Genomic DNA, 24,723 nt, shown 5'->3' with positions numbered 1-24,723 from the left:
TGCCTCCGCCGCCCTTGAGCCGACCACAAGGGCTGCCCCGTGATCCTGATACCTGAAATGACGGCCCGCCCGCCGGCAGCCAACCCGGGCCGGGTCGAGGCATGGCCGCCCGAACGCGTGCTGTCCGTCCGGACAGCTCTAGCGGAGCGCTATCGCGTCCTCGTCGAGATCGACGAGGGCCTCGGCCTCCGACAAGGGGAGGCGTTCGGCCTGTCGACGGAGGACATCGACTTCGCCGAGGAGGTCGTGCGCGTCCGACGTCAGGTCAAGATGGTGCGGCACGCGGCAGCTCCGCCATCGATGCGGTCTTCGCGCAGTCGTAATTTCAGGACGGCGAGAAGAGACCGATCCTGGCACAAAGTCCCAGAGAAATCCCAGAGGTGCCGCGGCACCCTTTCCGGGCCCGTATCCCTGCAGGTCAGGAAGGGGGCAGCGGCATCCAGATGACGGCTGTCAGATATCCCGGAAGAGACCAGGGGGTGCCGTGACCTGGCGCGATGGGTGGCTGCGGGGCGCTGACCTGTGCTGATGGTCTTTCGGCTGTTTCACGCTCGTGCCTGTGATGCAGCCGGAAATCCCAGAAAAGTCCCAGGGGACTCCCACCTGTGATCGCCTCTCTTGCGGCTCTATTCCTTCGTGGTTGGGTTCGGGCAATCATTGCGACTGATCTCGGTTGGCAGCAGGCCCCGTGAAATCTGGCGGGGCCTGCTGCCGTGTGGGCCGCCGCCTACGGGTGGTGCATTGGTGAGACCGATGCCGAGTGCGATGGCGTCGTGCCGACCGGTGCCTTGCTGCCTGTTCCCGGCCCGCCGGCCAGGGCTAGTAGTAACAGGAGCAACAGGAGACATCCTCCGACCCTGCCTTGCCGGCTCCTCTCGGCAGCCTGCCGGGGTGACGGCCTCAGCACCTGCGCCGTTCGGAGCCGATACGGGGACGCAGTCCGTACGCGACCTTGGCCACGCCTCCGTGTTCGCTCCACAGCCGCGTTCCCGACCGCATGAGTGCCCAGCCGATCTTCTCGTAGGGCATGAGTTCACCGACGCTGAGTTGTCCCAGGAGGTGGGTCAGCTCCTCGGCCGTTCGCAGATCATGCTCGCGTTCTCGTTCGTCGGCGCTGGCGTACCCACCGGCACGAGCGGTGAACTCCTCATATGTCAGCTCACCGAGGCGGCGCCGGTGTGCCAGCAGCGCCTCCCTGTCGACGTACGCGTCGGAGTACTCCTTGCCGAAGCGGCGCCCATACTCGCGGACCTGTTGACGTTCCTTCTCCAGCACCTTAGGGCTGATCTGCCGCTGGCGGGCCGTGGCGGCTTTGTCGGCGCGGGACAGGAGCCAGGTCAGAGGGGACGGGCAGAGGAAGATCCCCAGCCTGCCGTAGCCCTTCCATTGGCAGTGCGTGTATCCGACGGCCTGCGCAACCCAGCCGTAGCGGTCGCCGGTGCTGGTGTTCGGAGCGAGGCTCTTGAACTCGACGCCGAAGGCAGGGCCCTCATCGTGCCAGCCTCCCGGATTTCGAGGCCTCAGCACTGCGTCTATTCGTGTCTCTTCTCCGGTCCAGTAGCGTCCTGGTACCTGCTCCTCAATGTGGAACCACTGGTCCAGCTTGCCGAGGACGAACGCGGCAAGAGCCTTCTCGTCAGGGAACGTTCCGGGATCTGGCAGCAATGCCTTCTGTCCGTAGCGCACTTGGCCGACTCTACGGCGCCGCCGGGCCTATGCGACAGGCAGTGGCTCCGGATATCCCCGACGCGATCGCGGTGCGATCTCGGTGACCTGCCCCTCGACGAGGGCCTTGATCTCATCGCGGATGGGTGCCGACGGCATCAAGGCCCTGTCCGGCAGAGTTCGCTGCCAGTCGAGCCGGCGAATGCAACCACAGCTGCAACCATGAGCAGTGCGTCGTGCTTGGTCATGAGGGAGCCGCAGTTCTGCGGCTCCTGGTTGCGGCTTATTGCCCTGGCGACGTCCCGGGATGTTCGTCCCACGCGAGCCAGCACGAGATGGGGCATACGGAGGGCATGCCGACCCCGAGATGCCTGGAGAAGGAACAAGCCCCCCATGCCGCTGAACTGGGGCTTCGGCATGGCGCGGGTGACGAGACTCGAAACTGCGCTCTGAGCTTGGGAATCATGAGCTCCTCAACAATCAAAGTGGCTCTGACCTGCGTGTTTCCCTGGAGCGGGGTGATTGGCTTCGGTCTCTGGGAGCCGTACTTAACGCTGTTGTCCGCTCCGAAGGGCACGGATGGGGCACGGCGACGACATCTTCAAGGCGGGCTCCCATTACCGCGGTCCGTCGACACCTGCACGGATGCACGACTCTCGTCGCCTGGTGCCGGCATCCAGGGCTGCAGCCCCTGCGGGGTGTGGAAGCCCGCGTAGGCACTCCAACAGTCGACGGTCCCGTTGCTGTTGGGGCTGCTTGTGCATCAGCCCTCTGGGGACCCTGTAGCGCCCCGTTGCCAGACAGGGATGCACCCTCCAATGGTGAACTTCTGTAGCAGTTCGTACGCATTGTTATCCGGTATTCAAGACTGTTCGAGGGGAGCCCGCTTTCGGAGTAGTGCTCAGCGACCCAATCTGCTCGAGAGGCCAGCTATGCCTGGGCAGCTTCGTCTCCTGAGTGCGCTGCCTGATGGAGTTCTGCCGCTGCCACCCACTGGTATCCGAGGGCCCTGATGCGCTGACCTGCCGTGTGGACGCTGGCTGTGCAGCGGTAGCGTTGTTCAGAGCGTTGAAGCGCACCGATACGGGAGGAAACCAGGAACTCGAGGGCTTCCACGACCGTGCCCTCGTCGACGCGGTACCCACGGGTCCGGAGCTCGCGTCGGATCGATGTGAGATCGAGCCAGCCCCCCTCCTCCAGTGGGTCCTCTGCTTCCGCATTCAAGATGTCGACCAGCGCGTACTCGAGCCGACTGCGTATGTCCTGGGCCTCCCAGCACCCGCGCATGGCGTCGCCGCGGTGAGCTCCCTTCAGGGCTGGGTCAACGAGGGGTGCCAGTTGGGCCAGGGTGAGCGGCGTCTGTTCCTGGCGACGGACGACTTCGGCCAGCAGTCCGGTGTCGATCACGGCGATGGCGGGATCGTCGTCGGCTTCCTTGAGCATGCGACGCTCGAAGCCCGGCCCGATGAGGAGGTGTACATGTGCCCCGACCCTCGCTCGATGTTCCGGCAACCCGAACAACGGCTGATCCCTTACCGGACCAGTGGCCGAAGTCTTCGCCTCGATGGCCAGGGTCCGCGAGTCCGTACCGACCCCGAATCGCACATGGCCGTCCACCGCTCCGGGGCCGCCCACGTGCTGGCCCGGCATGCCCAGGTAGCTGAGCGCAACGATGGCAGCCTTCTCCAATCGTTTGGATTTCGCGCTATCCCGTGCGGCATCCTCCAGCTCCGCCGCGATGTGCGACGCCGTGGAACTGGATTGGTGAGTGATGCCCGAAAGGCCGTCACCGTGGTGGTTGTCGGTGGTTCCGTCGGAGGGTGCGCGACTTGCGGCGTCATTCGGCTGGAAGCAGGGCAGTGAGTCCTTGAACGCTCGCCCAAGAGTCGTCGTACGGTAAGTGGTCTGCGAGAGCCGGGTGACGAGCCCGCAAGCATGCAGCAGATTTAGACGGGTATTGACCGCACTGCGGGACAGAGGCTTCCCGCGGTTGGGGAGGTAAAGGGAACTGCGTTCCGTAAGCGTGCCGGTCGTGGGCCGAACCGTATGGTCAAGCTCGCCCAGCACCTCACAGAAGAAGGCGATCGCGGCATGAACAGTGCGTGCAAGGTCCAGCGGTTCGCCCGACGCGACCCAAGCAAGGGCAGCTGGTGTGGCGGCCCAGCTCTTGGATGACGTCCGCTGAATCAGCCCGAGCGCCTTGAGGGTGTCCTTCGCCGTTCGTGCCGTGGCCACAGTTTGGGCCTTGGGGAAGTTGCTCTGTACGAATCGCACAAATTCCTCGTCACTGACCGATGGAATGGCTGCCTCGGTGAGCACCTGTAGTGCATCCAGCATTCCGCCGTTAGCAGCGACTCCCGGAATATAGAGATTCGCGCCGTCCGCTCTATCCCTGAGGCCAGCTTCGTCGAGCTGTTCGACAAGCCTGGCGATGGCTCCGGGTGTGGGGGCGAGCTGTACGACGGTGTCGGTGCCGTCGGGCTCGGGCTTTCCCAACTCGATGGTAGCCAAGACGCGCCGACCTGCTTCTGTCAGGTGGACTTGGCGGTCGAAGAGTTCAACCATTCCCGTGACAGCGAGCCACCCTGTGCGATCACGCACAGGGGCCGGGGTGTCCCACTGCAGATCGAACTCTTCGCGGGCCAGCCTCAGGAGCTGCTCATGCGTGCGAGGCCCGGAGTACAGGGCGTCCATGGCTTCACCCACGAACCTCACGTTGCAGTGGAGCGCTTGCACGAGCACGGCAGGGTCGCCACTTTGCTGCCAGGAGGTGGCAGCGGCACTGGGCATAACCGTCGCCCCTTCGCGAGCGAGCAGTCCGGCGCGGACGAGCCGCTGAAACTGGTACCGGTTCAGCCCACCGGTCCGAGGGAGGGACACCTGATCGCTTGACGCCGGCTGTCTGTTGGTGGACAGCTCCTCGATCAGCGCGTGAAGTGTGATGAGCCAGGTGGACTTTGCGCCTGGCAGCACTGGCATACCCATCGATCGTTGCGCCCACGTCCGAGGGCGTATGAGGTCTCCCATGGTCATGCACGCTACGTTCATCGTGGCCGTGATGGAGCAATCTTTGGAGAAATTGCTGACAAGAATCGCAAGAGTGATCGCGCGCATCGTGCTGACCTTGATCTCTCTGGACTGAAGACTGCTCATCGGGTGACCGGTGAACACCAGGTCTCTCCCGGTACGCAGGAGGGCAGGCTTCCTGGCTTCGTTTTCGGTCGGCGCCCCGTATGTCGGCCGGAAGGTAATCTGACGCACCCAAGAGAAGGCATGGCGCGCGATGTCATGGTGACCCAGAAAGGTTCGGCAACATAGAGGCGTCCGACTGCTGGCTGGGGCTCTTCAGCGGAGCGGGTGACGGGAATGGAACCCGCGCTCTGAGCTTGGGAGTCACCGTGCGTGCCGTGCCGACTGTGTGGCTGAGCTGCGCGAACAGTGGTCGGCGTTGTGGCGGCGGCCTATGTGGTGACCCATGATTGACCGCGGTTTACCCCTCGTTCTGGTGCGCATCTGGTGCGGTGTGATGCAGCCTCGCAGGTGGAGTAGTTCCTTGCAGCAGGGGGATGCCAGTCTCCCGAGGGTTTGGCGCGCGGGCCTTCCGTACAATTAGGGGTGAGGCATGGAGTGGACAGCAGTCGTGGCGACGGCTGTGGGTACGGTTCTTGGCGTAGCCAGCACTCTTGTTGCCGACCGCATTCGGTGGCGTCGAGAGAGGTCGGAGAGGGACCGCGCTGAGCTGCGCACCTCATTCATGGAATACCTGGGTGCCCTGGCTCAGGCCCGTGACGCTTTCTCTCGGACTGAGCCTTCACAGGGCGAGTACATCCGCCACGGCATCGTCTCGGTCACCGTCGCGCTGGACGTGCACACCGGTCAGGTGGTCATGGAGGAGCTGAAGCGCAACGACTCCGCGCACTTCATCCGGTTCCTGGCCCGGCTTCAGCGGTGCATTCCAACCGGGCTGACGATCCATCTGATCCTGGACAACGGCTCCTCGCACACTTCCAAGGCCACCCGGGCCTGGCTGAAGCGGCATCCGCGGATCGTGCCGCACTACACCCCCAAGCACGCCTCCTGGCTGAACCAGGTGGAGATCTTCTTCTCCCTGCTGGCCCGCGCCGTCCTGCGTCACGGCGACTTCTCCTCCCGCACCGACCTGCTTGAGAAGGTCAGCGACTTCGCCATCGTCCACAACGAGACGGCTTGTCCGTTCCGTTGGAACTACGACGGTCGACCCCGCCAGGCCGGGGACGAGCCCGCCGCCGCGAAGGAAGAGTGCCATGCCCGCTGACTCCGTCCTGCAGATCAAGGTCACCCTGGCCGACATCCACCCGCCGATCTGGCGACGGCTGCAGGTCCCGGCCGACCTCAAACTCGCCCGTCTGCACCTGGCGATCCAGACCGCGATGGGCTGGGAGAACTACCACATGCACCTCTTCACCACCCCGGCTGGCAACTACGGGCTACGCGACAGCGAACCCGGTCACCGCGACGAGCGGAAGGCCCCGCTGGATACGGTCGCTCCCACCGCCGGCGACACGCAACTAGGGTACGGCGTAGGAGCCAGACTCCCGTCGACCCCGTCGCGCACAACCGCCTCGCCTGGGACCGCGAGGTGGAGGAGGGCAACGAGTGGTCACGCCCGGTCGGCCCCGAGGTGATCGCGAAGGCGCGGGCCGGCCAGTGGTCCATCGTCCTGATCGGGTACGAGCCGGTCGACCCGACCTGGTTCCCGCCGGAGATCGCCGGTCGCGACGTGCTCTGCCTCGCCTCCGGCGGCGGGCAGCAGGGTCCGGTGCTGGCCGCGGCGGGCGCGCGGGTGACCGTCTTCGATAACTCGCCCCGCCAGCTGGCGCAGGACGAGATGGTCGCGGCGCGGGAGGGGCTCGACCTACGCACCGTGCTCGGCGACGCGCGCGACCTGAGCCCGTTCCCGGACGCCTCGTTCGACCTTGTCGTCCACCCGGTCTCCAACCTGTTCATCCCGGAGCTGGCGCCGGTCTGGCGCGAGTGCCACCGCGTGCTGCGCCCCGGCGGGACGCTGCTGTCCGGCTTCCTCAACCCGGACGTCTACCTCTTCGACGCCGAGTCATTGGAGGCGCGCGGCGAGCTGGTGGTGCGCCACCGTCTGCCCTACAGCGACCTCACCCACCTGGAGCCCGCCGAGCGGGTACGGCTGTGGGGCCTCGACGCGCCGGTGGAGTACAGCCACACGCTCACCGAGCAGCTCGGCGGGCAGATCGCGGCGGACTTCGCCATCACCGGCTTCGCCGAGGCGCCGCACCACTCGGAGGCCACCGCCGGCTGGCTCTCCGGCTACTTCGCCACGAAAGCGGTCAAGGCTGGCGCCGGTCACTGACCCTCCACCGGCCGGGCCAGGTCAGCAGTGAGGCCGGCGGGCGGCTGGGTCAGGTGGCAACGACCCTGCTGATACACAAACCGGGAACACCCCGGCCTCGGCAACCCCGCGTCGCTCATCGTGCTGGCAACCGTGGGGCACCCGCACCGCGCATGACCGCACCGCCTCGACATCGACGCCATCAACGAACAGCTCACCGCCTGATAGCCATCGGCGGAACTTGTGCGGTGCAGCACTAGATGCGAGTCGCCACGAGATCGCTGGCATCTATGCGGAGTTCACGAACGTTACGACGCAAGTGTTGGGTAACCCGTACGGAGATGACGCGACGAGTCAGTTGGCGGAGCGCCCATGACGGGCTGAGCCACATCGTGTCAGTAGATCGCTCCCCCGGCCACGTGTCGGGGTACGTCCGCTCCACGCTCCCGCATCCGTGACGGTAGGGCGCGTGCGGGACGGGTGGCCTCGGTCAAGCTGACCACCCGGCTGTCACAGGAATGACGCGTCAGCAAGGGCCGTCCGCGAGCCCTCCAGCTCACGGCCCGGTTCGATGCCCTGACTGTGAACTCCGGCGAGGAGTTCACGAATCTCGGTTGGGCGTGCCGTACTGATGGGCGGGCAATGCGCCAACTTCGGGCTGTGGGCATCCGTCCCACTGACCACTTGTAGGAATCTCGTAGACAATCTCGCACAGCCTGGCGGGGACGAGGATGTCCGCTTTCTCCACGGGCCGCCCTTGACCGCTGTAGTACGTCCGCCGGATGCGCGTGATCAGGCTGGCCTTCTGGGTGCCGAGGAGTGATGCCTCCTCGGCATTCGTTTGCCGCGGCTTCGGCTGCTCCACAGCGTGGCTGACCGTAATGCCGATCTCGGCCATGCGGTTCACCACGCCCACCCCGGCGTGCGGCCCCCCACCCTCTGGGGGGACGACAGAGTGCCGCCTGTGAGGTCGTACGGATCCAAGTTCGTCGACAGCTGCACCAGCTTCCCGTCAGCGAGGAACTCGTACACGATGCGGACGCACAGGTCGCCCTCGTCAATGCCGAGGCGTGCCGCGATCTCAGCCGGCGCCGGGACCTTCGCCGCAGCCCTGCTCTCCCAACCCCCTTGCTTGCCCGGAGCCTTCATGTCCGCGCGAAACGGGGAGTCGTTGGGCTGTTCGCGTACCGAGGAGTCGCCGTCGACTCGCTGGGGGTTCGCTCCTCGCCTCCCACCGGCTTGCAGCGGAACCAGGACCACGATGCCTCGTGCCGTGTTCTTGTAGACCCCGGTGAGCTCGTCCACCTCTACGTGGATGCCGGACTCTTCCCAGATCTCGCGTCGCACTCCGGCCTCCGGAGTCTCGTCGCGTTCGAGTAACCCGACCGGCAAACCGTTCCGGCGTTCCACCTTCGGGCGGAAATGGCGCAGGGCCCGCGCGCTCGTCGGCATGCCGGAGGGCTTCCGCCTCTACGACCTTCGTCACACTGGGCAAACCCTGGGGACGCGGTCCGGAGCCACGTTCAAGGACACGATGGTGCGCGCCGGCCAGTCGTCGGAACGAGACGCACTGATCTACCAGCCCTCGGGCCTTGCTGCGAGCGGGCTGGACGATCTGGTGCGGGCCGCTCGCAGCAAGGCCCGCCAGCAGCCTTCCGGTGAGCCTTCTGGTGCGGATCTGGTGCGCGACGCTTAACGGGGTCTAGACGACAAACAAGGCCCAGGTCTCTGACCTGGGCCTCAACTTTGGAGCGGGTGACGGGAATCGAACCCGCGCTCTGAGCTTGGGAATCAGGGGGCTTTCGCAGGCTACGAACGCCCGCCCCTGACCTGTACAAACAGTGTGCTGAGCGGGCTGTAAGCGGACGCTTTTCTGCCCATGGTTAACCGCTGTTTACCGCTGCATCTGGCACGGCACTGGCACGGGGCCGTCAGAGATACGGATCGGACCGGACTCCCAGGGCGGGTTGTTGCGACGCCGCGGTTGTCGATGTGTCAGTGACTGGTGGAGTTGTGACGCCAGACGCGACAGGGCGGGGGCGGATGGAGGGTTACCGCTCCCAGTACTTCGCCGCCGCTTGTGCGTACGCCACGCGGTGGTCGAGCCTGTCATCCGGGACCCGGAACCGGCCGCGCGCGGACTCGGTCAGTGCCGCCCGGCCAAAGAGCTCACCCGGCCGCTTCCAGGCCGTCCGCAGTGGGGCGGTGGTGGCGTCGGCAGGGGAGTCGGACAGCGTCAGGGCAACCAGGTACAGCAGGACGAACGGCAGCATCACCAGGCACAGGAGCAGCGACGGCACCGTCCCCTCCCGTCCACGCAGCACCGTTCCGTCGGGCAGGTGGATTTCGTACACGGGCCGCCACCGCTTCTTCTTTGGCGGCAGGCGCAGTTCGGCCAAGTGCTCGTGCTCCGGGGTGAGCACGGCGAGGCGACCACCGTCCTTCCGGACGACCACGGCGAGCGGCGAGCCACCGGCAGGCTCAGCGGCGAGGACGAAGCGTGGTTTGCATCCCTTGGGAAGGGGGCGGCCGTCGGGGGCCCCACGGCGGACGTGGACGGGGGCGGAGCCCCGGGGGCGCAGTTCGTAGCGCTTGCCGTCGAGGTGGCGGGTGAAGGCGAGTGTCATGGAGTGTCTCGTCTCGTCAGTTCTGGGCGCCGCACAGTGTGCTCAGGGGAAACACGCTGACGCGGTGAAGAATTGCGAGGGGGCCGACGAGCGGGCGCGCAGCGTGTGGCCGTCCGGGAGGAACACCTCGCACGACGGCAGGCGGCTCCCCGCCGCTCGCGGAACTCGAGGCGCGCGAGTTTTCGGTCGTGCGGGTCCGAGACCGTGGGGGTCACCGTGCCTCCCGCCTAACCGAACACCGCGCGCACGCCGCCAGCCGCCGGCGTCTCCGGGAGGTCCTCCGCCTGCTCCGCCGGGCGGATGACCAGAGACTCACCGATCTGCCGCAGGATACCCGTGTACCGCGGCAGGTCGGCGAAGCACGGTGTCGTGAGAGCGAGCACCACCAGCCAGCCTCGAACCGGAGAGGGTACGTACAACTCGACGTGGGCGAACTCCAGTGCCGGAAGGATGGCCTCGCCCTCCGTCTCGGTGGCGTGTAGGGAGAGCACGGCCGGGCCACAGGGCAGGTCCACCCGGGCGATGCTGCGGTGCTCGTCGAAGGAGAGTGTCTCCTGGAACGAAGCGGCGACGATTTCCGGAGCCTCCGGGGCCACGGCCTCTGCCCGTACCAGGAGGTGAGCTGTGCTCGCCGCGCCGTCCTCCGTCTCGTAGAAGGCGACGGACGCGTGAAGAACGTTGTCGGCAGCCAGGGTGGCCGTGAGGTCGGAGTAGACGACGGCGGTAGTCTCGCGCTGGAAATCCGTACCACCCGGCCAGATCTTCTCCGCAAGCTCCCACAGGGCGGCGTCGAAGACGTCCGGGGGGAGGTGCAGCGGCAGCTCGTGGAAACCCTCCGGGGTGTCCAGGGCGAGTGACACGCTCTGCGGAACCGTGGTCATCAGAGCCGCCCCGCAGCCGGCGAACCGGGATTGGTGGCCTGGCTGTAGCCGTCGATGGCGAGGCCCGGCACCTGCTGGGCCACCTGCGGGCCCTTGGACCACCACGAGGTCGGGTCGATGGAGCCGTCGGCCCTGAGGGCCCCGCGCAGGGACGTCTTGACCGCGTCGGGGGTGAAGCCGCTGTCCATGATCTTGGTGAGGCTCTTACTGAGCCCCGCCTCCTTGATGCTCGCCCCCGCAACGTCCTGGACGTGGCTCGTCCACGCCAGCTTCACGCGGTTGCCGATGCCGGTGGTGGTGAAGACCTTGCTGCCGCCCGCGTACTCCGCACCCCTCCCGAAGAGTGACTTACCCTCCAGAGCCCGGCCGGTGAACCCGGCGTCCCGCAACGCGCGGATCTTGTTGACCTTGTCGATGGAGGCGACGGTGCGGCCTTCCACCTGTACCAGCTTCATGGGTACCTTGGCGCCCTTCATCGCGACGGAGCCGAACTTCCCGAACGGGACCACCCCGATCCCGTCGCCCACCAGGTCCATCACGCTCACGTTCGCCCCACCGAGCTTCGCCGCCCCGTGGGTGGCGAGGGCGCCGAGGGAGGCACCGGCGCTGGCGAGGGCCAGGGCACCGGAGAGCGGCGGGCACCACAGGGTCAGCAGCGAGGCGACGCCCAGGATGCCGGAGGCGAGAGAAAGCCAGTCGCCGATCTCCTTGAGCAGGTCGGCATGTTTGGTGCACCACTCTTGGATGCCGTGGCCCATGCGGGTGAAGAGGTCACCGAGACTTTCCCAGAACCCCGGGTCCGGCGCGTTCTCCGTGGCCCGCCGGATGCGGTCGGCGATGTCCCGGGCCTTGTCCTGGTGGTTGCCGAGGAGTTCCTCAGCCCTCTTGACGATCGCCTCAAGCTCGTCGGTGGCGGAATCCAGACGGCGGCGGGCGGAGTCGAGGGCGGTGTCCGCCTTGTTCAGGCGGTCGTTCGCTGCGTCGATTTTCTTCTGCGCGGCGTCCAGGGCAGCCTGGTCGGTGTAGTAGGTGCCGGCCAGGCGGAGGTCCGGGTTGGCTGCGGCCTCGTTGTAAGCGTGGTGCGCGCGCTCGTTCTCCGCCTTCCGGGTGGCCACCGTCTGCTTGGCCGCGGCGGCATCCGCCTCGTGCTGGCGGCCCTTGGTCTGGTACGAGGAGAGCGCGGTGTGCCAGGAGCGGAGCTGGGTGACGGCGTCGTGCATGGCCTCGCGGCTGTCACTCACGTACTTGGGCAGGTCGCCGACCTTTCCCGCGAACGCCTTCGCCGCATCGCCCTCCCAGTCACCGCCGCCCTTGCCGAGGCGGGACAGGACGGCGTGGGCAGAGTCCAGGGAGCGCTTGGCCGAGCCGAGCTTGCCGGTCAGGTCGTCGACGGAACCCAGGTTGCCGGGCGCCGGGTTGAAGCCGAGGGCGGGGAAGTCGTGCGTGGTCATGGAGTCACCTGTAGTAGGTCGGAGAGAAGAGGACGGTTCGGGTGAACGCACACTGCACGGCGCCTACTTGGCGTTCTTCGCAAAGGCGTCGCGCAGCGCGTGCTCAATCGACTCGTAGTTCTGCTTGACCTGCTTCAACTTCTCCTCGATGGCCTGGGTGCCGTCGGCGATCTTCTTGATGGCGTTGTCCCAGCTGTCGTGGAACTCGTCGCAGGCGTTGTCCAGAGCCTCCGCTCCCGTCGACTTCGGGCCGGTATCCTTCAGCGCGTCCAGCGCCTTGCGCATGTTGTCCTGGCTGTTGTGCAGGTCCTTCAGCAGGCGTCCGAGGTTGTCTGCCTCGACCTTGAAATAGCCCCCCATGCGCCCTCCCTGGCGTTCCCCGTATCTGTGCACAGTCGTCCCACACGTTACCGTCGGCCGGGCGTTGGCCCGAACGGGCTGTCGGATACCCGTCGCGCCTCCCCGCTTCGATGTTCGGATCATCGAGCGCGGCTCGAACCAGTTATTGGGCTCCACGGCGTTAAGCACACGCACCCCGTTTCCACCACCGCCGCGTCCTCCCCCTCGTCGACTCTGCCTCGGTGCGGCGGTGCGCATTGTTGCGGGGCAGCGTGCGGGGCACGCTTATTCGTAGGCGGCTGCCAGCAGGAGGTGAACGATGGTGGCCAGGGGGGTGCCGGCATCGGACGCGCTGGAGTCAGGCGTACGGAGAGTGAGAGCCCCGCCCGATCAGGGCGCGGGGCCTGGCTCACCCCCGCTGTTCGTCTGTCTCGTACAGCCTCCAGGCCGGCCATCGAGCGGCTTCGACTTCGCCGTCCCCACTGCCCAGCAGGTTCCGCCGGTGCAGCATGAGCCGGATGTGGCGTGCCGCGTCAGCGCCCTCTTCGACTCCTCTGTCGAGCAGTACAGCTCTAGGGGCGGTGTCGCCGACGCCTCCCACCAGAGCGTCCGCCGGATGCCCGTGAACGGTCTCGCCCAGCGTGACAGTGGCTCCCGCCTCGCGGGAGAGGAGCTGGTACAGGCGTTTGAGTAGCACGTCTTCGCTGCTGTCACGCGAGGGCACGCCGTCGCGCTCCGCGCTCCCCAGCAGCGCGGCGGCCACCCCTCCCCGTTTCCGCCAGCGCTCCTTGTCTCCCACCACGATGAGGTGACTTCGCGCGCGGGTGACGGCGACGTTCCAAAGGTTCAGCTGTCCGCCGACCCATTCGACGGCACCGGGGTGCATGCCGTCCCCTGCGACGAGGGTGAACACCATGACATCGCGTTCGCCGCCCTGGAAGGTGTGTACCGTTCCGATGCGCAGACGCTCCTCGTCGTACGGTTGCAACCGCCTCCGCAGCGCTTCGGCTTGCGGCGCGAAGGGAGTGACAACGCCGACGGTGGCTTCGGGCGGCAGCTGTTCCAGCAGGTAGTTGACGCTGTCGTGCGTTTTTCGGATCTCGTCTTCGTTGACCCAGGAGCCACCCAACCGGGGGCGGGTGGCCCGTCCGGGCACGTCCGTCCAGATGACGGCGGGACGCGGCAGAGCGGGGCGGCCGCGGGTGTCGGTGAGGACGGTCAGTCCGCCGTCGTAGAAGAGGTCGTTGGAGATCGCGGCGATGTGCGGGTGGCAGCGGAAATGTTCGTCGAGAAGCAACGTGCCGCCCGCGGAGCGTTCGGCGGCGTGGAAGGCGGAGTGGCGCCGGTAGGCAAGGCGGTGTTTCTCCAGCCATTCGGACCGCAGCCCGTTCCCGCGGCGAATGAGCGCCTCGCGGTGCGGGCTGGTCTTCGTGATGTGCGTGAGCTGCATGGGGTCGCCGATGACGAGCGCGCGCCGCGCGCGGAAGAGCAGCGGCAGGACATGCGGGATCGCGCACTGGCTGGCCTCGTCGATGACGACGAGATCGAACAAGGCCGGGCCCAGAGGGAAACGCCGGGCGGAGAGGCTGGTGACGGCCCACCCGGCCACTGCAGGCATATCCGGCGAGCCGTCTGAGCGGCCCAGAACCCTCCGCATCTGCGGCCAGTCGCTGCGACTGCCGTCCTGAGCGGTCAGCAGATCGAGGATGCGACGGCGCCCAGCCAAAGCGGCGGCTTGCACCGTGGTGGCGAGGAGAGTGCGTGAAGCGTCCTGAACGCTGTTTTCGGCGTCGCGCAGTGCGCGCGCGAGCGCTGTGTCGTCCACGGAGGCCGCGTGCTCGCGCCCGTCACGCCACTCCGTCTCGGCCGCGGCGAAGCCGGCGAGCGCGAGGCAGCCCGCGGCGGAATCGCCGTCGTACCCGTCCAGACCGGCCCCGCGCAGGAACCGGGCCCGGCGCCACGACCCGAGAATGCGCGCGCGGGAGAGACGGCGCGCCTTGTCCTCCAGCTCCCTCGGCCGGGGCAGACGACCGAGTAGGTCCTGGAGTTCGGCGACGGCGATCCCGAGCTGTTGCGCATGGTGGTCGCGGGCCTCGCCTGCCCGGCGGAGCCGCAACTCCGTCTCCGCGATGTGCGCCAGGTCCCGCCGTACTTCTGCCAGACGGTCGGCGGCCAGGGTGGCCTCCATGGACGCCGTGGTCACGGTGGACGACGGCTCCGGACCGGTGCGCAGTGCGTGCAGCGCGGCGGCCTCGTGCTCCGCGTTGCTCTTGGCGTTCTTCCGCGCCGAACCTGTCCGTACGATGCTGCCGGGCACCAGTGTGTCGCAGCGGCGCCAGACCTCGTCCACGGCCTCGTTGTTGGTGGACGCGACCAGTACGGTCTGACCGGCGGAGATCGCGGTGGCTACGAGATTGGCGACCAACTGACTCTTGCCGGTGCCGGGCGGGCCGGTGGCCACCGTGAGCCGGCGGGTCATGGCGGACCGGAGCACTGCGGTCTGCGCCTCGTTGCAGGGCAGTGGCGTCACGAGGCGCGCCGGTTCGGGTTCCGTGTGGCCGAGGGCTCGGTCACGCTGCGAGGCTTCGGGCGCGAGGGCCCCGAGGGCAGTCTTCTCGATCTGGTCGGTCCGCTTGGCGATGTCGGCGAAGTCGTTGAGCAGGCGCTTGGTGAAGCCTGTCTGGGGGCGGGCCGAGAAGAGGACCGCGGTGTTGCGGGCGCCGTGGCCAGGTGTGCGGACGTCGATGCGGTCGGCGAGTTGGTCGGGCTGGAGCTCCTGCACGCACGGCAGCTCGAACTCCTGCGTAAGAAGGTTGCGTACCTCCAAAGCCATACGGTCGTGCTGCCCTCGGTGCCAAGACGGCTGGAACGTGTCGATGAGCTGGGTGGCCTCCTCCTCGCCGAGCCAGTCGAGAGCCAGCTGAGGATGCGGCTGGACCGGACCGTACGGCTTCAGCCTCACCTCACCCTCGCCTTGGACGATCTCGACGCGGCGTACCAGAAGCGGCGCGAACTTCGGGTGCCGCCAGGGGCTTCCGGAGCGCGGCCCGGTGAGGACCACGGCCGGGTAACCCGCCCAGAGCTCCGCGTCGTCCTCGGCCGCCGAATCCACCAGCGAGGCCGCTTCTTCGGGGAGCGCGGTGCATCCGTCGTCGTCCACGTCGCCGGAGATGAACCTCTCCGCGCCGTCCAGGCATACGTACGACGTGTTCTGGTGGCCCACCTCCATCAGAGGCGTCTCGGCGCCTTCGGCCAGAACGCACTCGCGGTAGTAGTCCAGCAGGCCGGCCCAGGCGGGCTGCGTATGAGCGGACTTCGCGGCGTGCGGCTGTGGCGGCTCCTCGGCGCCGGGGCGGGGTCGCGGACTCAGGGGATCGAGGATGGGGGCCCGGCCGAATGGACTGTCTGCGATGACGATTCGGTCGTCGACGCCGAGAGCGGAGTGCACCGGCACCTGACGGCCACCGTCCTGGGCACGCATTCGCCGGTTCACATAGTGGAACAGGTCGCTGACCTGTACTTCACGGCCGCCGTCCTTGCTGACCTTCCCCGTGCGCAGCGCTTCGATGACCTCACCGGTGAACGCCGACGGCTTCACGTCATCGCCGCCGCCCGCGTCAGCGAACGAGTCTTCCCCGGCCCGTGAGGACGACAGGACGTACACACCCCTGCTGGTCAGCGGGGGCTGCTCGCCGGATTTCGCCACGGAGCTGTCAGGCCGTCGGTCCGACGTACGCAGCCCCATGGCGAACCCGCCGCTGCGACAGCAGTCGATCATCACGACCTTCTGCGGTGCGACGCACTCTTCCAGCGAATCATTGAGGAACCCGGCGCTGATACCGGTCGCGGCCAGTCTGTCGTAGTCGGTGTCCTTGGCGACGAAGTGGAACTCGCCGCCGTCACGCACCGTGCGTACACCGTGCCCGGAGACGTACACGAGCGCGAGCTCGTCCTCGTCGCGATCCTGAAGGAACTCGCCGATGACTGCTCGCATGTCGTCTGCGGTGAGATCGGATTCTGTCCGGACGGAGACGAAGTTGCCGATGTTGCGGTGCTTCAGGACCTGAGCAAGTCCCCATACGTCCGCTCGGACGGAGGCGAGTGGCGAGAAACGGCCGTCGTCGTAGTGCTCGTTGCCGATCAGAAGAGCCCGGCGCTTATGGAGGCGGGTCACGCCGCGCTGTCATCCGGTCCGGGGCCGTCGTTGCCGGAGATCCGGTCCTGGAATTCGCGGACCATGCGTTCCTGTGCGGCGTCAGGGCGCCCGGTGATCTCGACGGAGTCACCCGCGATGGTGACCACGACCTTGCGGTGTCGTTCCTTGGCGCACCACTCCTTGATCAGGGTGATCAGGACCTGCGACGCCGGGCGAATGACAGCGGCAGTGGTAGCGGCCCAGAGAGCCACCTCGCCCACGCCCGTACCCTTACGGCCCGGTGCGGCGGGCCCTTCGGCGTCGTGAAAGCCGACGACGAGACCGTCTGCCCTCTCCAGGCTGTCGTGCAGATCCCGGGTGAGGCGCTCCTGCCGGAGTGTGTCGCCGCCTGTGGGCACGGTGAGTGTCCACTGCTGTCCCCCGTCGCGCATGTGCTGCTCCTCGCGTTCGCTTATTTGCTAGTCCGGTCCGCTCGGCGACTTTGGCACGAGGACGTTCGCTGGTGACAGCCGAGGTCGAAGGGAGGGGCGGCATCCGGCCACCTCCGCTCTTTGGAGGAGCGGCGTCTCAGCCGCCGACGGCGTCTCCCCGGGCGATCGCAGGTATCGAGGCGGGAGAGACGTTTTGCCAGCATCCCGTCGGCACTGCTCAGGAGTGAGAGGACGCGGCACCCTTCGCCTCGGTGCTCAGGCTGCGGCTTCGCCGGGGTCCTCGTCCTCCGGGGGGTGAACCCAAGTAGTACCGGGTGCGAGGTCGGCCCCTGTCTCCGCCTTGTGCTGCGCCTTCCTTTCCTCGCTGGCGTTCTGACCCTCAGGGAGCTTCCGCAGGTGAGGAATGGGCGACTGCCGAGGCTCGTCCGTGGTTTCAGTGGCGGAGGTCTGCTCCTGATCCTCGGTGTCCTCGGGGACGCTCGGTTCCATGGCGTTCCTAGCGATCACGGCAACGGCGGACAGAGCCACGATGCCGACAGCGCCGCCAACGGCGAGGATTCTCTCCCTGTGCTTCCTGTACAGGTCCTTCGCCCTCTCGGCGAAGGAGGTGGGCTCGCCGTCCTCGGGCGTGAAGTCAGTCACGCGCACACATCTACCGGACCCATCCCGCACCTGTCAGGCAATCAGTCGATACCACCCGATCAAGTTAAGCGGCTTGGCACCGTTCGCCTCGATGTGTCCGGAGGAACTGGCGGAGCTGCGTCGCAGGGACGTCGACGTGGACGAGGAATCGGTCTGGGTCAAGCGTGCCGCACCGGAGTTGACCACGGGCACACGGGTCATCGGCAGGCCCAAGTCCTGTGCCGGTAAACGGGAGATCGTCTTGCCGCTAATCGTGCTCACCGACCTGCGACAGCAGCTGGACTGGTTCGCTGAGCCGGGGCCGGAGGGGCTGGTCTTCGTCGGGGAGCGCAGGGTGCCGTTCCGCCGGTCCACCTTCGGGCGCAAGTACCGCAAGGCGCGGAACAAGGTCGGCCTGCCCGACGACTTTCGCTTCTACGACCTGCGGCACACCGGCAACACCCTGGCAGCGGACACCGGGGCCAAGCTGAAGGACCTCATGGTCCGCGCCGGTCGGTCCAGCGAGCGGGCGCAGCTTATCTACCAGCATTCCAAGAGGACGCACCAGCGCAAGATCGACGCCACCATGGACGCCGACGTGCGCCGTCAGCGTCAGGAGGCCAGCGAGTACGGGGAGCAGGTGGGAGAGCTGGCGACCGTCCATGGCCTTGGCGTTCGAACCAGCAGGCTGATCGGTGACCTGGGCCGGGCCGACGAGAAGTCGGCCCGGCCCTTGCCGTACCCGTGTCTCGTCCGCCTTTGATCGAAGGCGGTCTTGGGCCGACGCGGCTTTCCCTGTATGTACTGACACGAGAGCCGAACTGGCCAGTGGCAAGTTCATTCGGAGGGGGACTCGTGGCGATCAAGATCATGCCTGTGGCGGAGACGCAAGCCGAGTTAATCGATGCGGCCGTGGCGTTGGGCGATCGCTATACCAAGACGCTCGGGTTGCTCACGCCTCCCGCGTACCGCAAGCACGCGAGCGACGGCGGGCTGCTCGTCGCTGTCGATGAGGGCGAGGTGATCGGGTACGCACTCTTCGGGCTTCCGAAGCGGAGCCCGCATGTCCGGCTCGCGCACCTGTGCATCGCGAAGGAACACCGCGGCAAGGGCGCGGCACGGCTGCTGGTGGAAGAGATCCGGCACAGGCACTCGGATCGGCTGGGGATCAAGGCGAAGTGCCGTCGTGACTACGGGCTCAGCGATATGTGGACGAGCCTGGGCTTCGTTCCGCAAGGGGAGGTGCGTGGGCGCGGACAGGACGGGGAGACCCTGGACGGGTGGTGGCTCGACCACGGGCACCCGGACCTCTTCGCCGACGTGGAAAGCGAAGCGCTACTGGTCGTGACCGTGGACCACGGCGTATTCGCCGATCTGCGGGGGCGGTCACCGGCGAGCGAAGCGGCACAGTCACGGGCCCTTGAGGCCGGTTGGTTGGCTGACCTCATCGAATTCGCCTTCACGCCACAGCTTCTGCACGATCTGCGGGCCATCGCCGATACGGCGGAGCGCAAGCATCAGCGGGCTGCCTCGCACGGGTTGCGTCGGGTCACTCCGGACGCAGAGGCGGTGGCTTTACGGTGTCACGAGATGCTGGAGGCGGCTCGGACGGCTGAAGTTCACGACCTGCCCGCCGAATCCGAGCTGATGCCACGCCTGCAGTACGTGGCCGAGACCTCGTGCGCCGGCCTGCAAGTTCTTGTCACCCGGGATCCTCTGCTGATGCAACTGGCTGATGTTGCCTGGAGCATCGCTAGGGTCAAGGTGGTGGCACCGTCGGCTGTGACGCTGCACGTGGACGAGTTGCGACAGGCGCAGATGTACCGGCCGGCCGACCTCATGGGCACGGAGTTCCGCGTCAGTAAGGTGTCGCCCCGGGCAGAGGCCGAACTCGTGGCATTCTTCGACCAGTCAGGAGGCGACCGTGGCTCGGCGTTCGCAAAGCGGCTGCAAGCCTTGGCTGCGGACACGGTCGTGTGGAACCGTGAACTGCTTCGGGACGGGCAAGGCCGCCCAGTTGCGCTCTACGCATGGGCGATGGACGGGCGCACACTGAGCGTGCCGGTGCTGCGGACCGCGGCGCACCCTCTGGAAGAGACGCTCGCCCGGCAGTTGCTGTTCTCACTGAAACGTCTCGGACGGGAGTGCGGCGCCCAAGCCGTACGAGTCACTGATGCTTTTCCATCGCCCGCCACCAAGACGGCCGCGGGTGATGACGGCTTCTTCGAGCACGATGGCGGGCTGGCGTCCCTGCTGGTCGACGTCTGCGGGACCGCCCAAGAGGTGGCAGCCGTCGCCGGTGAGACGGCCCGTGAGCTGGGGCGTGAGGAAACGGCACTCGAAGCCGGATTACCCGCCGAGGTGGCTGGCTTCGTTGAGCGGGCCTGGTGGCCGGCAAAGGTCATGGACTCCCTGATGCCGTCCTTCCTGGTGCCCATCGAACCCCGCTGGTCCACCGAGCTGTTCAACACCCCTGCGACGCTGCTGCCACGCCCCGATGAACTGGGGATCAGCAGGGAACACGTCTACTACCGTTCTTCCGGGCACCGTGGCGAGAGCGTCCCGGCGCGCCTGCTCTGGTACGTCAGCAGGGGCTCCTCCCATGAAGAGGGTCAAATGGTCATCGGATGCTCGCAGTTGGACGAGGTGGTAATCGACGCGCCGGATGCCCTGCACTCGAAATTCGAACACCTGGGCGTATATGGTCGGGAGCAGGTACGCGCAATCGCTCGCCGCGATGCTTCAGGCCGTGCGATGGCCTTGAGGTTCTCGGACACCGAGATCTTTCCGAGGATGGTGCCGCTGCGGCGATTGAACTCACTGGCCAAGGGCCTGGGACTACAGTTTTCGCTGCAGTCGCTGTCGAAGATCAGCAACAGGCTGTTCCAGGCGGTCTACGAAGAGGGACACCGAAGGACGTGAACGATCTGGACCGCCCGATGCTGCTGTCCGTGCACCCCCGCTTCGCTACGGCGATCCTGGCGGGCAGCAAGACGGTCGAGGTGCGCCGACAGCGTGTCGCTGCGCCGCCCGGCACCACTGTCGTCCTCTACGCCACCGCCCCCACGATGGCGTTGGTGGGGCTGGCGCGCATCGCGGCGGTCAAGGTCGGCTCCCCGAGGGAGGTGTGGCGCGCTCATCGCTCCCAAACGGGCATCAGTCGACGGGAGTTCGACGAGTACATGAGCGGTGCCACCCAGGCCAGCGGGCTGACTCTCGAAGAGCCGCAGCCTTTCGAGGAGCCGGTGCCGCTCAGCGCTCTGCGTGCCGCTGGGACCTTCCATCCGCCGCAGAGCTACCGGTATCTCAAGGACGAAGCGCTGAGGCAGGTAGCCGAAGCTTCGCCGTCCGCGGGTACGGTCCTCCGCGGAATTCTGGGAGACCCCGTACCGGCGTAGACAGGAGCTGGGCCGGGCTGACGATGCGTCGGCCCGACCCTAGTCATACCCGCTGTTGTCCTGTGGCACCGAAGGCGCAGCTGGGTGACCCGTGGCCCACCGCTTACTAGGAATTCCGGGATGGGCGACGTTTAAACCGCTCGACCTGTCGTGGCAGTGGGTCCGCGGGCTGAATGATCTCGGCGGCCTCGATCGGGTCGTCAAAGTCGATGGTGCGATGATTTGAGGGATTCTCATACGCGCCCATGGCGCCAGCGAACAGGGACGAGGAACCCTCTGCTCCGGGAGTGAGTGCCTGCTGACTTCTTCTACTCAGCAGTTCATGCGGTTGGCCATGATCTGGTCTACGGCGGCTTTGGCCTTGGTGTAGGTGTCACGCTGCTGCCAACTGAACATGATCGCGTGGCTGTTGCCGGCGACCTGCTTGCGTGTGTCTGTACTCCAGGCCGTGATCCGCTTCGGGTCGGTGGCATCGGCGAAGTAGAGGTAGCCGTTGACGAGCCGGGTGGGCTCCTTGCACTGGATGGAGACCACGTTGACGAGATGGATGGTGGCATTCCTCGCGCCGCCCAGCTTTCCGATGGCGCGTCGTGAGATCTCGGCAATTCCGGGTGTGATGGTGAGGGTGGCAAGCTGCCCCTTAAACGTCAGGGGCTCGGCGGGCGCGTGGCCCTTGGAGAAGTCCATTGTGGTCCTCAGCGCTCGGGGTCGGCTCGGCGTAGTGGTTGACCTGACGGAGATGCAGGGTGCCGGGCGTTAGCCAGACGCCTGCACCGCCGGGTGCTGCTCTGGGGGCGTGGCCTCTGCTACTTGACGCTGCCGGTGTAGATCGCGGCCGCCGACTCTGGGGTGGGCGTGACCTCGATCTGTACGTGCTGTTGGCCCTTTGGCAGCTCGCAGGCCCAGGGGATGCTTACGGTGCGCCCGGCCAGCAACTTGGTGCTCGGTGAACCTTCCAGGCCGTCATCGAAGATGGATTCCGCCTGCTTGCCTTCCTCATCACCGTACTGGCAGTTGACGGTCATGGCGGTGACATCCAGGGTGCTCTTGGCCCCATTGACGACGCGGACGTTAAACCTCACGTAAGGCGTGTTCCCCGGGGCCGCGTAGTCGTGGGAGACACCACGGCTGAACCCTTGGAGCGTGACGGAGGCATTGTTTTCGTAGGTCACCGTGTCCGTGAGGCTGTGTGGCTGGTCCGAGGACTGGCTCGAGTCGTCTGTGGGCTCCGGTTCGGAGGCGGGTGTGACGGTCTCCTCTGCCTTTTCGGAGTGCGGCGTCTGGCTGTCGATGCTGGTTCCGCCGCAGGCGCTGAGAGACAGCGCGAGCGCTGTAGCGGCAAGGGCGGTACAGGCGTTGGCGATGTGTCGCATAGGTCCCCCCTGTAGTTGAATGCTCATGAATAATGCAGCGCAGTGTGGTTCCACGAACGCGGAGTGTTCATTTCGTGATGTGAACCAGCGAGCTCCTCAGCGGTGGCGGATCAGCGCTCGGTGCCGCCGGCGCTGACGGGCTGGTGGGCTTAGCTCCCTCGCGGACTACGCAGTCAGCTAGGCCGTTTCCTTTGAACTGAAACGTTCGACTGTTGCCGCCAGCTAGGTCGGTCCGCCGGAGCATGCGCAGATCCAGGCGGTCGTGGCGGCGAGAACCACGGTGCCGAGGCACTGTCGCTGCTGGAGGAGGATCTCCCAGGTCCGTTCCCAGAACGGAGCTCGAGAGAAATTTCAGCGCCGCGCTCCCCGGGCGAGGTAGGCAACTGTCCAGCCACCCTCGATCGTCCTTGGGGCATGACCTCTGCAAACCCCGAACCCCCACCGAGCACCCCACCGTTGTGGCCGCACTGCGGGCACAACGCCACTCAGGAACACCCCGTCGGCTGCCACGGCATCCGCGTCCCCGGACACACAACCTGCCTGGCCCACCTGGACGAGGCTGACTGCGACGCCTACCTCGCTACCCTGGCTCCGGGCGCCGACATCGACCATCGCAGCACGCCGTTCACCGAAGACCTGCTGGCCCGGTTACTCGACGCCCTGCGCGACCCCGGCACCGAACAGCCCCGCATCGGGTCGGCACGGTTCGACGGAGCGTCCTTCACTGGCCCAGCGCGGTTTGATGAGGCGACCTTCACCCACGTCGCTTCGTTTGACGGGGCAACCTTCACCCGTGCTGCTTCGTTCGATCGGGTTACCTTCTCTGGTCTCGCCGCGTTCAATCAGACGACCTTCACTTACTCCGTCTGGTTTGACGGGGCGAACTTCACCGGCGCCGCTGCGTTCGGCCGGGCAACTTTCACCGGCGCCGCCCACTTCCGTGCGGCATCCTTCACCAGCGCAGTCCAGTTCCCCGGAGCGACCTTCACCCGCGATGCCACGTTCATCGCGGCTCGATTCGAGGCTGCCCGGTGGCTAGGCCCGCTGGTGTGCGGCGGCGCGGTGAACCTGGATCATGCTGTGTTCGAGGCGCCGGTGACGATGATGATCGCCGCGCGAGAGCTATCGCTGAGGCGGACGCGCTGGGTGCCCTCGGCCACGCTGCGGCTGCGTTGCGCCGAGGTAGACCTCGCCGGGGCGGTGATGGAGTGTCCGGTCACCGTGGCGGGCGAACCTGTCCCCTTCCCGGGTATCGGGGAGGCCCCCTTGTCCGAAGAGGTGCTGGCGGGCCGGGATACCGGTGTGCGCGTGAGGGAAATTGGCGGGGTGGACGCCGCTCACCTGGCTCTGACGGACGTGGACCTGTCCGAGTGCCGCTTCGTCGGCGCGGTGCACCTGGACCAGCTCCGCATGGACGGCCGCACCACCTTTGCCCGCCCCCCGATCGGCTGGCACCGCTGCGGACTGATGCCGCTGCGATGGTCCAGACGCCGGACTCTGGCCGAGGAACACCAATGGCGCGCCGCCACCGTGGGACAACCCACTCCCGGACGGGTCTCTTCCGCGCACGAGTGGCAACCCGGGCCCCACCACCCGGACCTGTTGCCCACGCCCGGCCCGGAGACCCTCGCCGCGCTCTACCGGCAGTTGCGCAAGGCCCTGGAGGACGGCAAGAACGAGCCCGGAGCAGCTGATTTCTACTACGGCGAGTGCGAGATGCGTCGTCATGACCGCACCGGCACCCCCTGGGCCGAACGCGCCCTACTGACCATGTACTGGGCGGCGTCCGGATACGGGTTGCGTGCCTCCCGCGCCCTGACCTCGCTGGCTGCTGCGATGCTCGTCACCGTGGCGGTCATGATGCTTTGGGGACTACCCACCCAGGCCCCGAAGAGGGAAACCACCGGCCGCCAAGTTGTCGCCGGCCAGACACTCGCCCTGACCACCGACACCCCCGACCCAGTCAATCCCACCGGCCCCTGGGGAGAGCGCGTCACCACTGGGCGGTTCGAGAGGGCTCTGCGGGTAACGGTCAACTCGGTGATCTTTCGCTCCTCCGGCCAAGACCTGACCACTGCCGGCGCATACACCGAGATGACTTCCCGCCTCGCCGAACCCGTCCTCCTCGGCCTCGCGGTCCTGGCCGTTCGCAGCCGTGTCAAACGCTGACCACCACCCCAAAGCACCGAACTACCGCAGACGACACGGCTACAGGCACTGAAGTGATCGGTGCGCTCATGCTGTCCCAAGCTGCCCAACACCTTCAGTGCCCCCCCGTCTACCTCAGCACTGTCAGTCTCGGAGCCAAGGTTGTCTAGCTCCGCACATGATCGGCCCGGGCAGAACCTAGATGAATGAGTCCGATGTTTGTGCTGGCCGCGACCATGGCGAAGGGCGCCCGTTGGCTCGTGTGTGACGACAAACCTGGACGCCCTTCTGG

The 24,723-nt window shown here is 66.8% G+C and carries 19 protein-coding genes and 3 pseudogenes; 8 read left to right on the top strand and 14 right to left on the bottom strand.

The window, feature by feature from the left end; translation table 11 throughout:
• Positions 1-138: 138 nt before the first annotated feature.
• From ACGFR7_RS31700 to ACGFR7_RS31690, 3 genes are all read right to left on the bottom strand, one after another.
• Positions 139-282, bottom strand: a complete 144-nt coding sequence (locus ACGFR7_RS31700; protein WP_359008320.1) for a hypothetical protein — start codon at positions 280-282, stop codon at positions 139-141.
• A 618-nt stretch (positions 283-900) separates the two neighbouring features.
• Positions 901-1,686: a hypothetical protein gene (locus ACGFR7_RS31695; RefSeq protein ID WP_393325805.1), complete on the bottom strand. Its 786-nt coding sequence runs from the start codon at positions 1,684-1,686 to the stop codon at positions 901-903.
• A 909-nt stretch (positions 1,687-2,595) separates the two neighbouring features.
• A complete protein-coding gene (locus ACGFR7_RS31690) occupies positions 2,596-4,926 on the bottom strand; it encodes a hypothetical protein (protein ID WP_393325803.1) in 2,331 nt (776 codons plus the stop codon).
• A gap of 493 nt (positions 4,927-5,419) precedes the next feature.
• Here ACGFR7_RS31690 and ACGFR7_RS31685 point away from each other — a divergent pair, with 493 nt between their 5' ends.
• From ACGFR7_RS31685 to ACGFR7_RS31675, 3 genes are read left to right on the top strand one after another with little or no spacing between them, the layout of a single operon-like run.
• Positions 5,420-5,959 carry an IS630 family transposase gene (locus ACGFR7_RS31685; protein WP_393325801.1) on the top strand — a complete coding sequence of 180 codons (540 nt, stop codon included), beginning with the start codon at positions 5,420-5,422 and terminating at the stop codon, positions 5,957-5,959.
• The gene (locus ACGFR7_RS31680; RefSeq protein ID WP_393325799.1) at positions 5,949-6,329 is read left to right on the top strand and encodes a plasmid pRiA4b ORF-3 family protein; all 381 of its coding nucleotides are present in this window, start codon (positions 5,949-5,951) and stop codon (positions 6,327-6,329) included. The genes ACGFR7_RS31685 and ACGFR7_RS31680 overlap by 11 nt, the downstream gene beginning before the upstream one ends.
• Positions 6,284-7,027, top strand: coding sequence for a class I SAM-dependent methyltransferase (locus ACGFR7_RS31675; RefSeq protein ID WP_393325797.1), 744 nt, complete (start codon positions 6,284-6,286; stop codon positions 7,025-7,027). The genes ACGFR7_RS31680 and ACGFR7_RS31675 overlap by 46 nt, the downstream gene beginning before the upstream one ends.
• 667 nt (positions 7,028-7,694) lie before the next feature.
• Here the strand turns inward: ACGFR7_RS31675 and ACGFR7_RS31670 are convergent.
• Positions 7,695-8,353 (bottom strand): annotated as a pseudogene (locus ACGFR7_RS31670) (UTRA domain-containing protein); the annotation flags it as partial.
• 40 nt (positions 8,354-8,393) lie between these two features.
• On the opposite strand from ACGFR7_RS31670, the pseudogene ACGFR7_RS31665 reads away from it, so the two are divergent.
• Positions 8,394-8,702 (top strand): annotated as a pseudogene (locus ACGFR7_RS31665) (site-specific integrase); the annotation flags it as partial.
• Positions 8,703-9,057: 355 nt separating this feature from the next.
• On the opposite strand, the gene ACGFR7_RS31660 reads toward ACGFR7_RS31665, so the two are convergent.
• The 7 genes from ACGFR7_RS31660 to ACGFR7_RS31630 all read right to left on the bottom strand — a co-directional run bounded on the left by ACGFR7_RS31660 (position 9,058) and on the right by ACGFR7_RS31630 (position 17,533).
• Positions 9,058-9,633 (bottom strand): hypothetical protein, encoded by a 576-nt coding sequence (locus tag ACGFR7_RS31660; protein ID WP_393325795.1) that lies wholly within the window; start codon positions 9,631-9,633, stop codon positions 9,058-9,060.
• A 227-nt stretch (positions 9,634-9,860) separates the two neighbouring features.
• Positions 9,861-10,514, bottom strand: coding sequence for a hypothetical protein (locus ACGFR7_RS31655; protein ID WP_393325794.1), 654 nt, complete (start codon positions 10,512-10,514; stop codon positions 9,861-9,863).
• Entirely contained in the window at positions 10,514-11,965 is a 1,452-nt protein-coding gene (locus tag ACGFR7_RS31650) for a putative T7SS-secreted protein (RefSeq protein WP_393325792.1), read from the bottom strand. The genes ACGFR7_RS31655 and ACGFR7_RS31650 overlap by 1 nt, the downstream gene beginning before the upstream one ends.
• A 63-nt stretch (positions 11,966-12,028) precedes the next feature.
• On the bottom strand, positions 12,029-12,325 hold the full coding sequence (locus ACGFR7_RS31645) for a WXG100 family type VII secretion target (protein WP_393325790.1): 297 nt from the start codon (positions 12,323-12,325) through the stop codon (positions 12,029-12,031).
• Positions 12,326-12,713: 388 nt separating this feature from the next.
• Complete coding sequence (locus ACGFR7_RS31640) at positions 12,714-16,478, bottom strand: AAA domain-containing protein (RefSeq protein WP_393325789.1); 3,765 nt, start codon at positions 16,476-16,478, stop codon at positions 12,714-12,716.
• Positions 16,475-16,891 (bottom strand): hypothetical protein, encoded by a 417-nt coding sequence (locus tag ACGFR7_RS31635; RefSeq protein WP_393325788.1) that lies wholly within the window; start codon positions 16,889-16,891, stop codon positions 16,475-16,477. Before ACGFR7_RS31635 ends, ACGFR7_RS31640 begins: the two co-directional genes overlap by 4 nt.
• 255 nt (positions 16,892-17,146) lie before the next feature.
• Positions 17,147-17,533 (bottom strand): hypothetical protein, encoded by a 387-nt coding sequence (locus ACGFR7_RS31630; protein ID WP_393325786.1) that lies wholly within the window; start codon positions 17,531-17,533, stop codon positions 17,147-17,149.
• Between the two features lie 73 nt (positions 17,534-17,606).
• On the opposite strand from ACGFR7_RS31630, the pseudogene ACGFR7_RS31625 reads away from it, so the two are divergent.
• The 3 genes and pseudogenes from ACGFR7_RS31625 to ACGFR7_RS31615 form a co-directional block, all read left to right on the top strand.
• Positions 17,607-18,275: pseudogene (locus ACGFR7_RS31625) on the top strand (tyrosine-type recombinase/integrase); the annotation flags it as partial.
• A gap of 92 nt (positions 18,276-18,367) precedes the next feature.
• Entirely contained in the window at positions 18,368-20,434 is a 2,067-nt protein-coding gene (locus ACGFR7_RS31620) for a GNAT family N-acetyltransferase (protein WP_393325784.1), read from the top strand.
• Positions 20,431-20,910: an ASCH domain-containing protein gene (locus tag ACGFR7_RS31615; RefSeq protein ID WP_235446835.1), complete on the top strand. Its 480-nt coding sequence runs from the start codon at positions 20,431-20,433 to the stop codon at positions 20,908-20,910. Before ACGFR7_RS31620 ends, ACGFR7_RS31615 begins: the two co-directional genes overlap by 4 nt.
• A gap of 106 nt (positions 20,911-21,016) precedes the next feature.
• On the opposite strand, the gene ACGFR7_RS31610 is transcribed toward ACGFR7_RS31615, so the two are convergent.
• From ACGFR7_RS31610 to ACGFR7_RS31600, 3 genes are all read right to left on the bottom strand, one after another.
• Entirely contained in the window at positions 21,017-21,226 is a 210-nt protein-coding gene (locus ACGFR7_RS31610) for a TIGR02391 family protein (protein WP_393325912.1), read from the bottom strand.
• Complete coding sequence (locus ACGFR7_RS31605) at positions 21,223-21,597, bottom strand: hypothetical protein (RefSeq protein WP_235446833.1); 375 nt, start codon at positions 21,595-21,597, stop codon at positions 21,223-21,225. Before ACGFR7_RS31605 ends, ACGFR7_RS31610 begins: the two co-directional genes overlap by 4 nt.
• 119 nt (positions 21,598-21,716) lie before the next feature.
• Complete coding sequence (locus tag ACGFR7_RS31600; protein ID WP_235446832.1) at positions 21,717-22,283, bottom strand: hypothetical protein; 567 nt, start codon at positions 22,281-22,283, stop codon at positions 21,717-21,719.
• A gap of 414 nt (positions 22,284-22,697) precedes the next feature.
• On the opposite strand from ACGFR7_RS31600, the gene ACGFR7_RS31595 reads away from it, so the two are divergent.
• Complete coding sequence (locus ACGFR7_RS31595; protein ID WP_393325782.1) at positions 22,698-24,452, top strand: pentapeptide repeat-containing protein; 1,755 nt, start codon at positions 22,698-22,700, stop codon at positions 24,450-24,452.
• The last annotated feature ends 271 nt before the right edge of the window (positions 24,453-24,723 follow it).

Source organism: Streptomyces sp. NPDC048516, from assembly GCF_043199875.1.
Lineage (GTDB): Bacteria > Actinomycetota > Actinomycetes > Streptomycetales > Streptomycetaceae > Streptomyces.
This window is presented reverse-complemented; position numbering and strand designations above follow the sequence as displayed.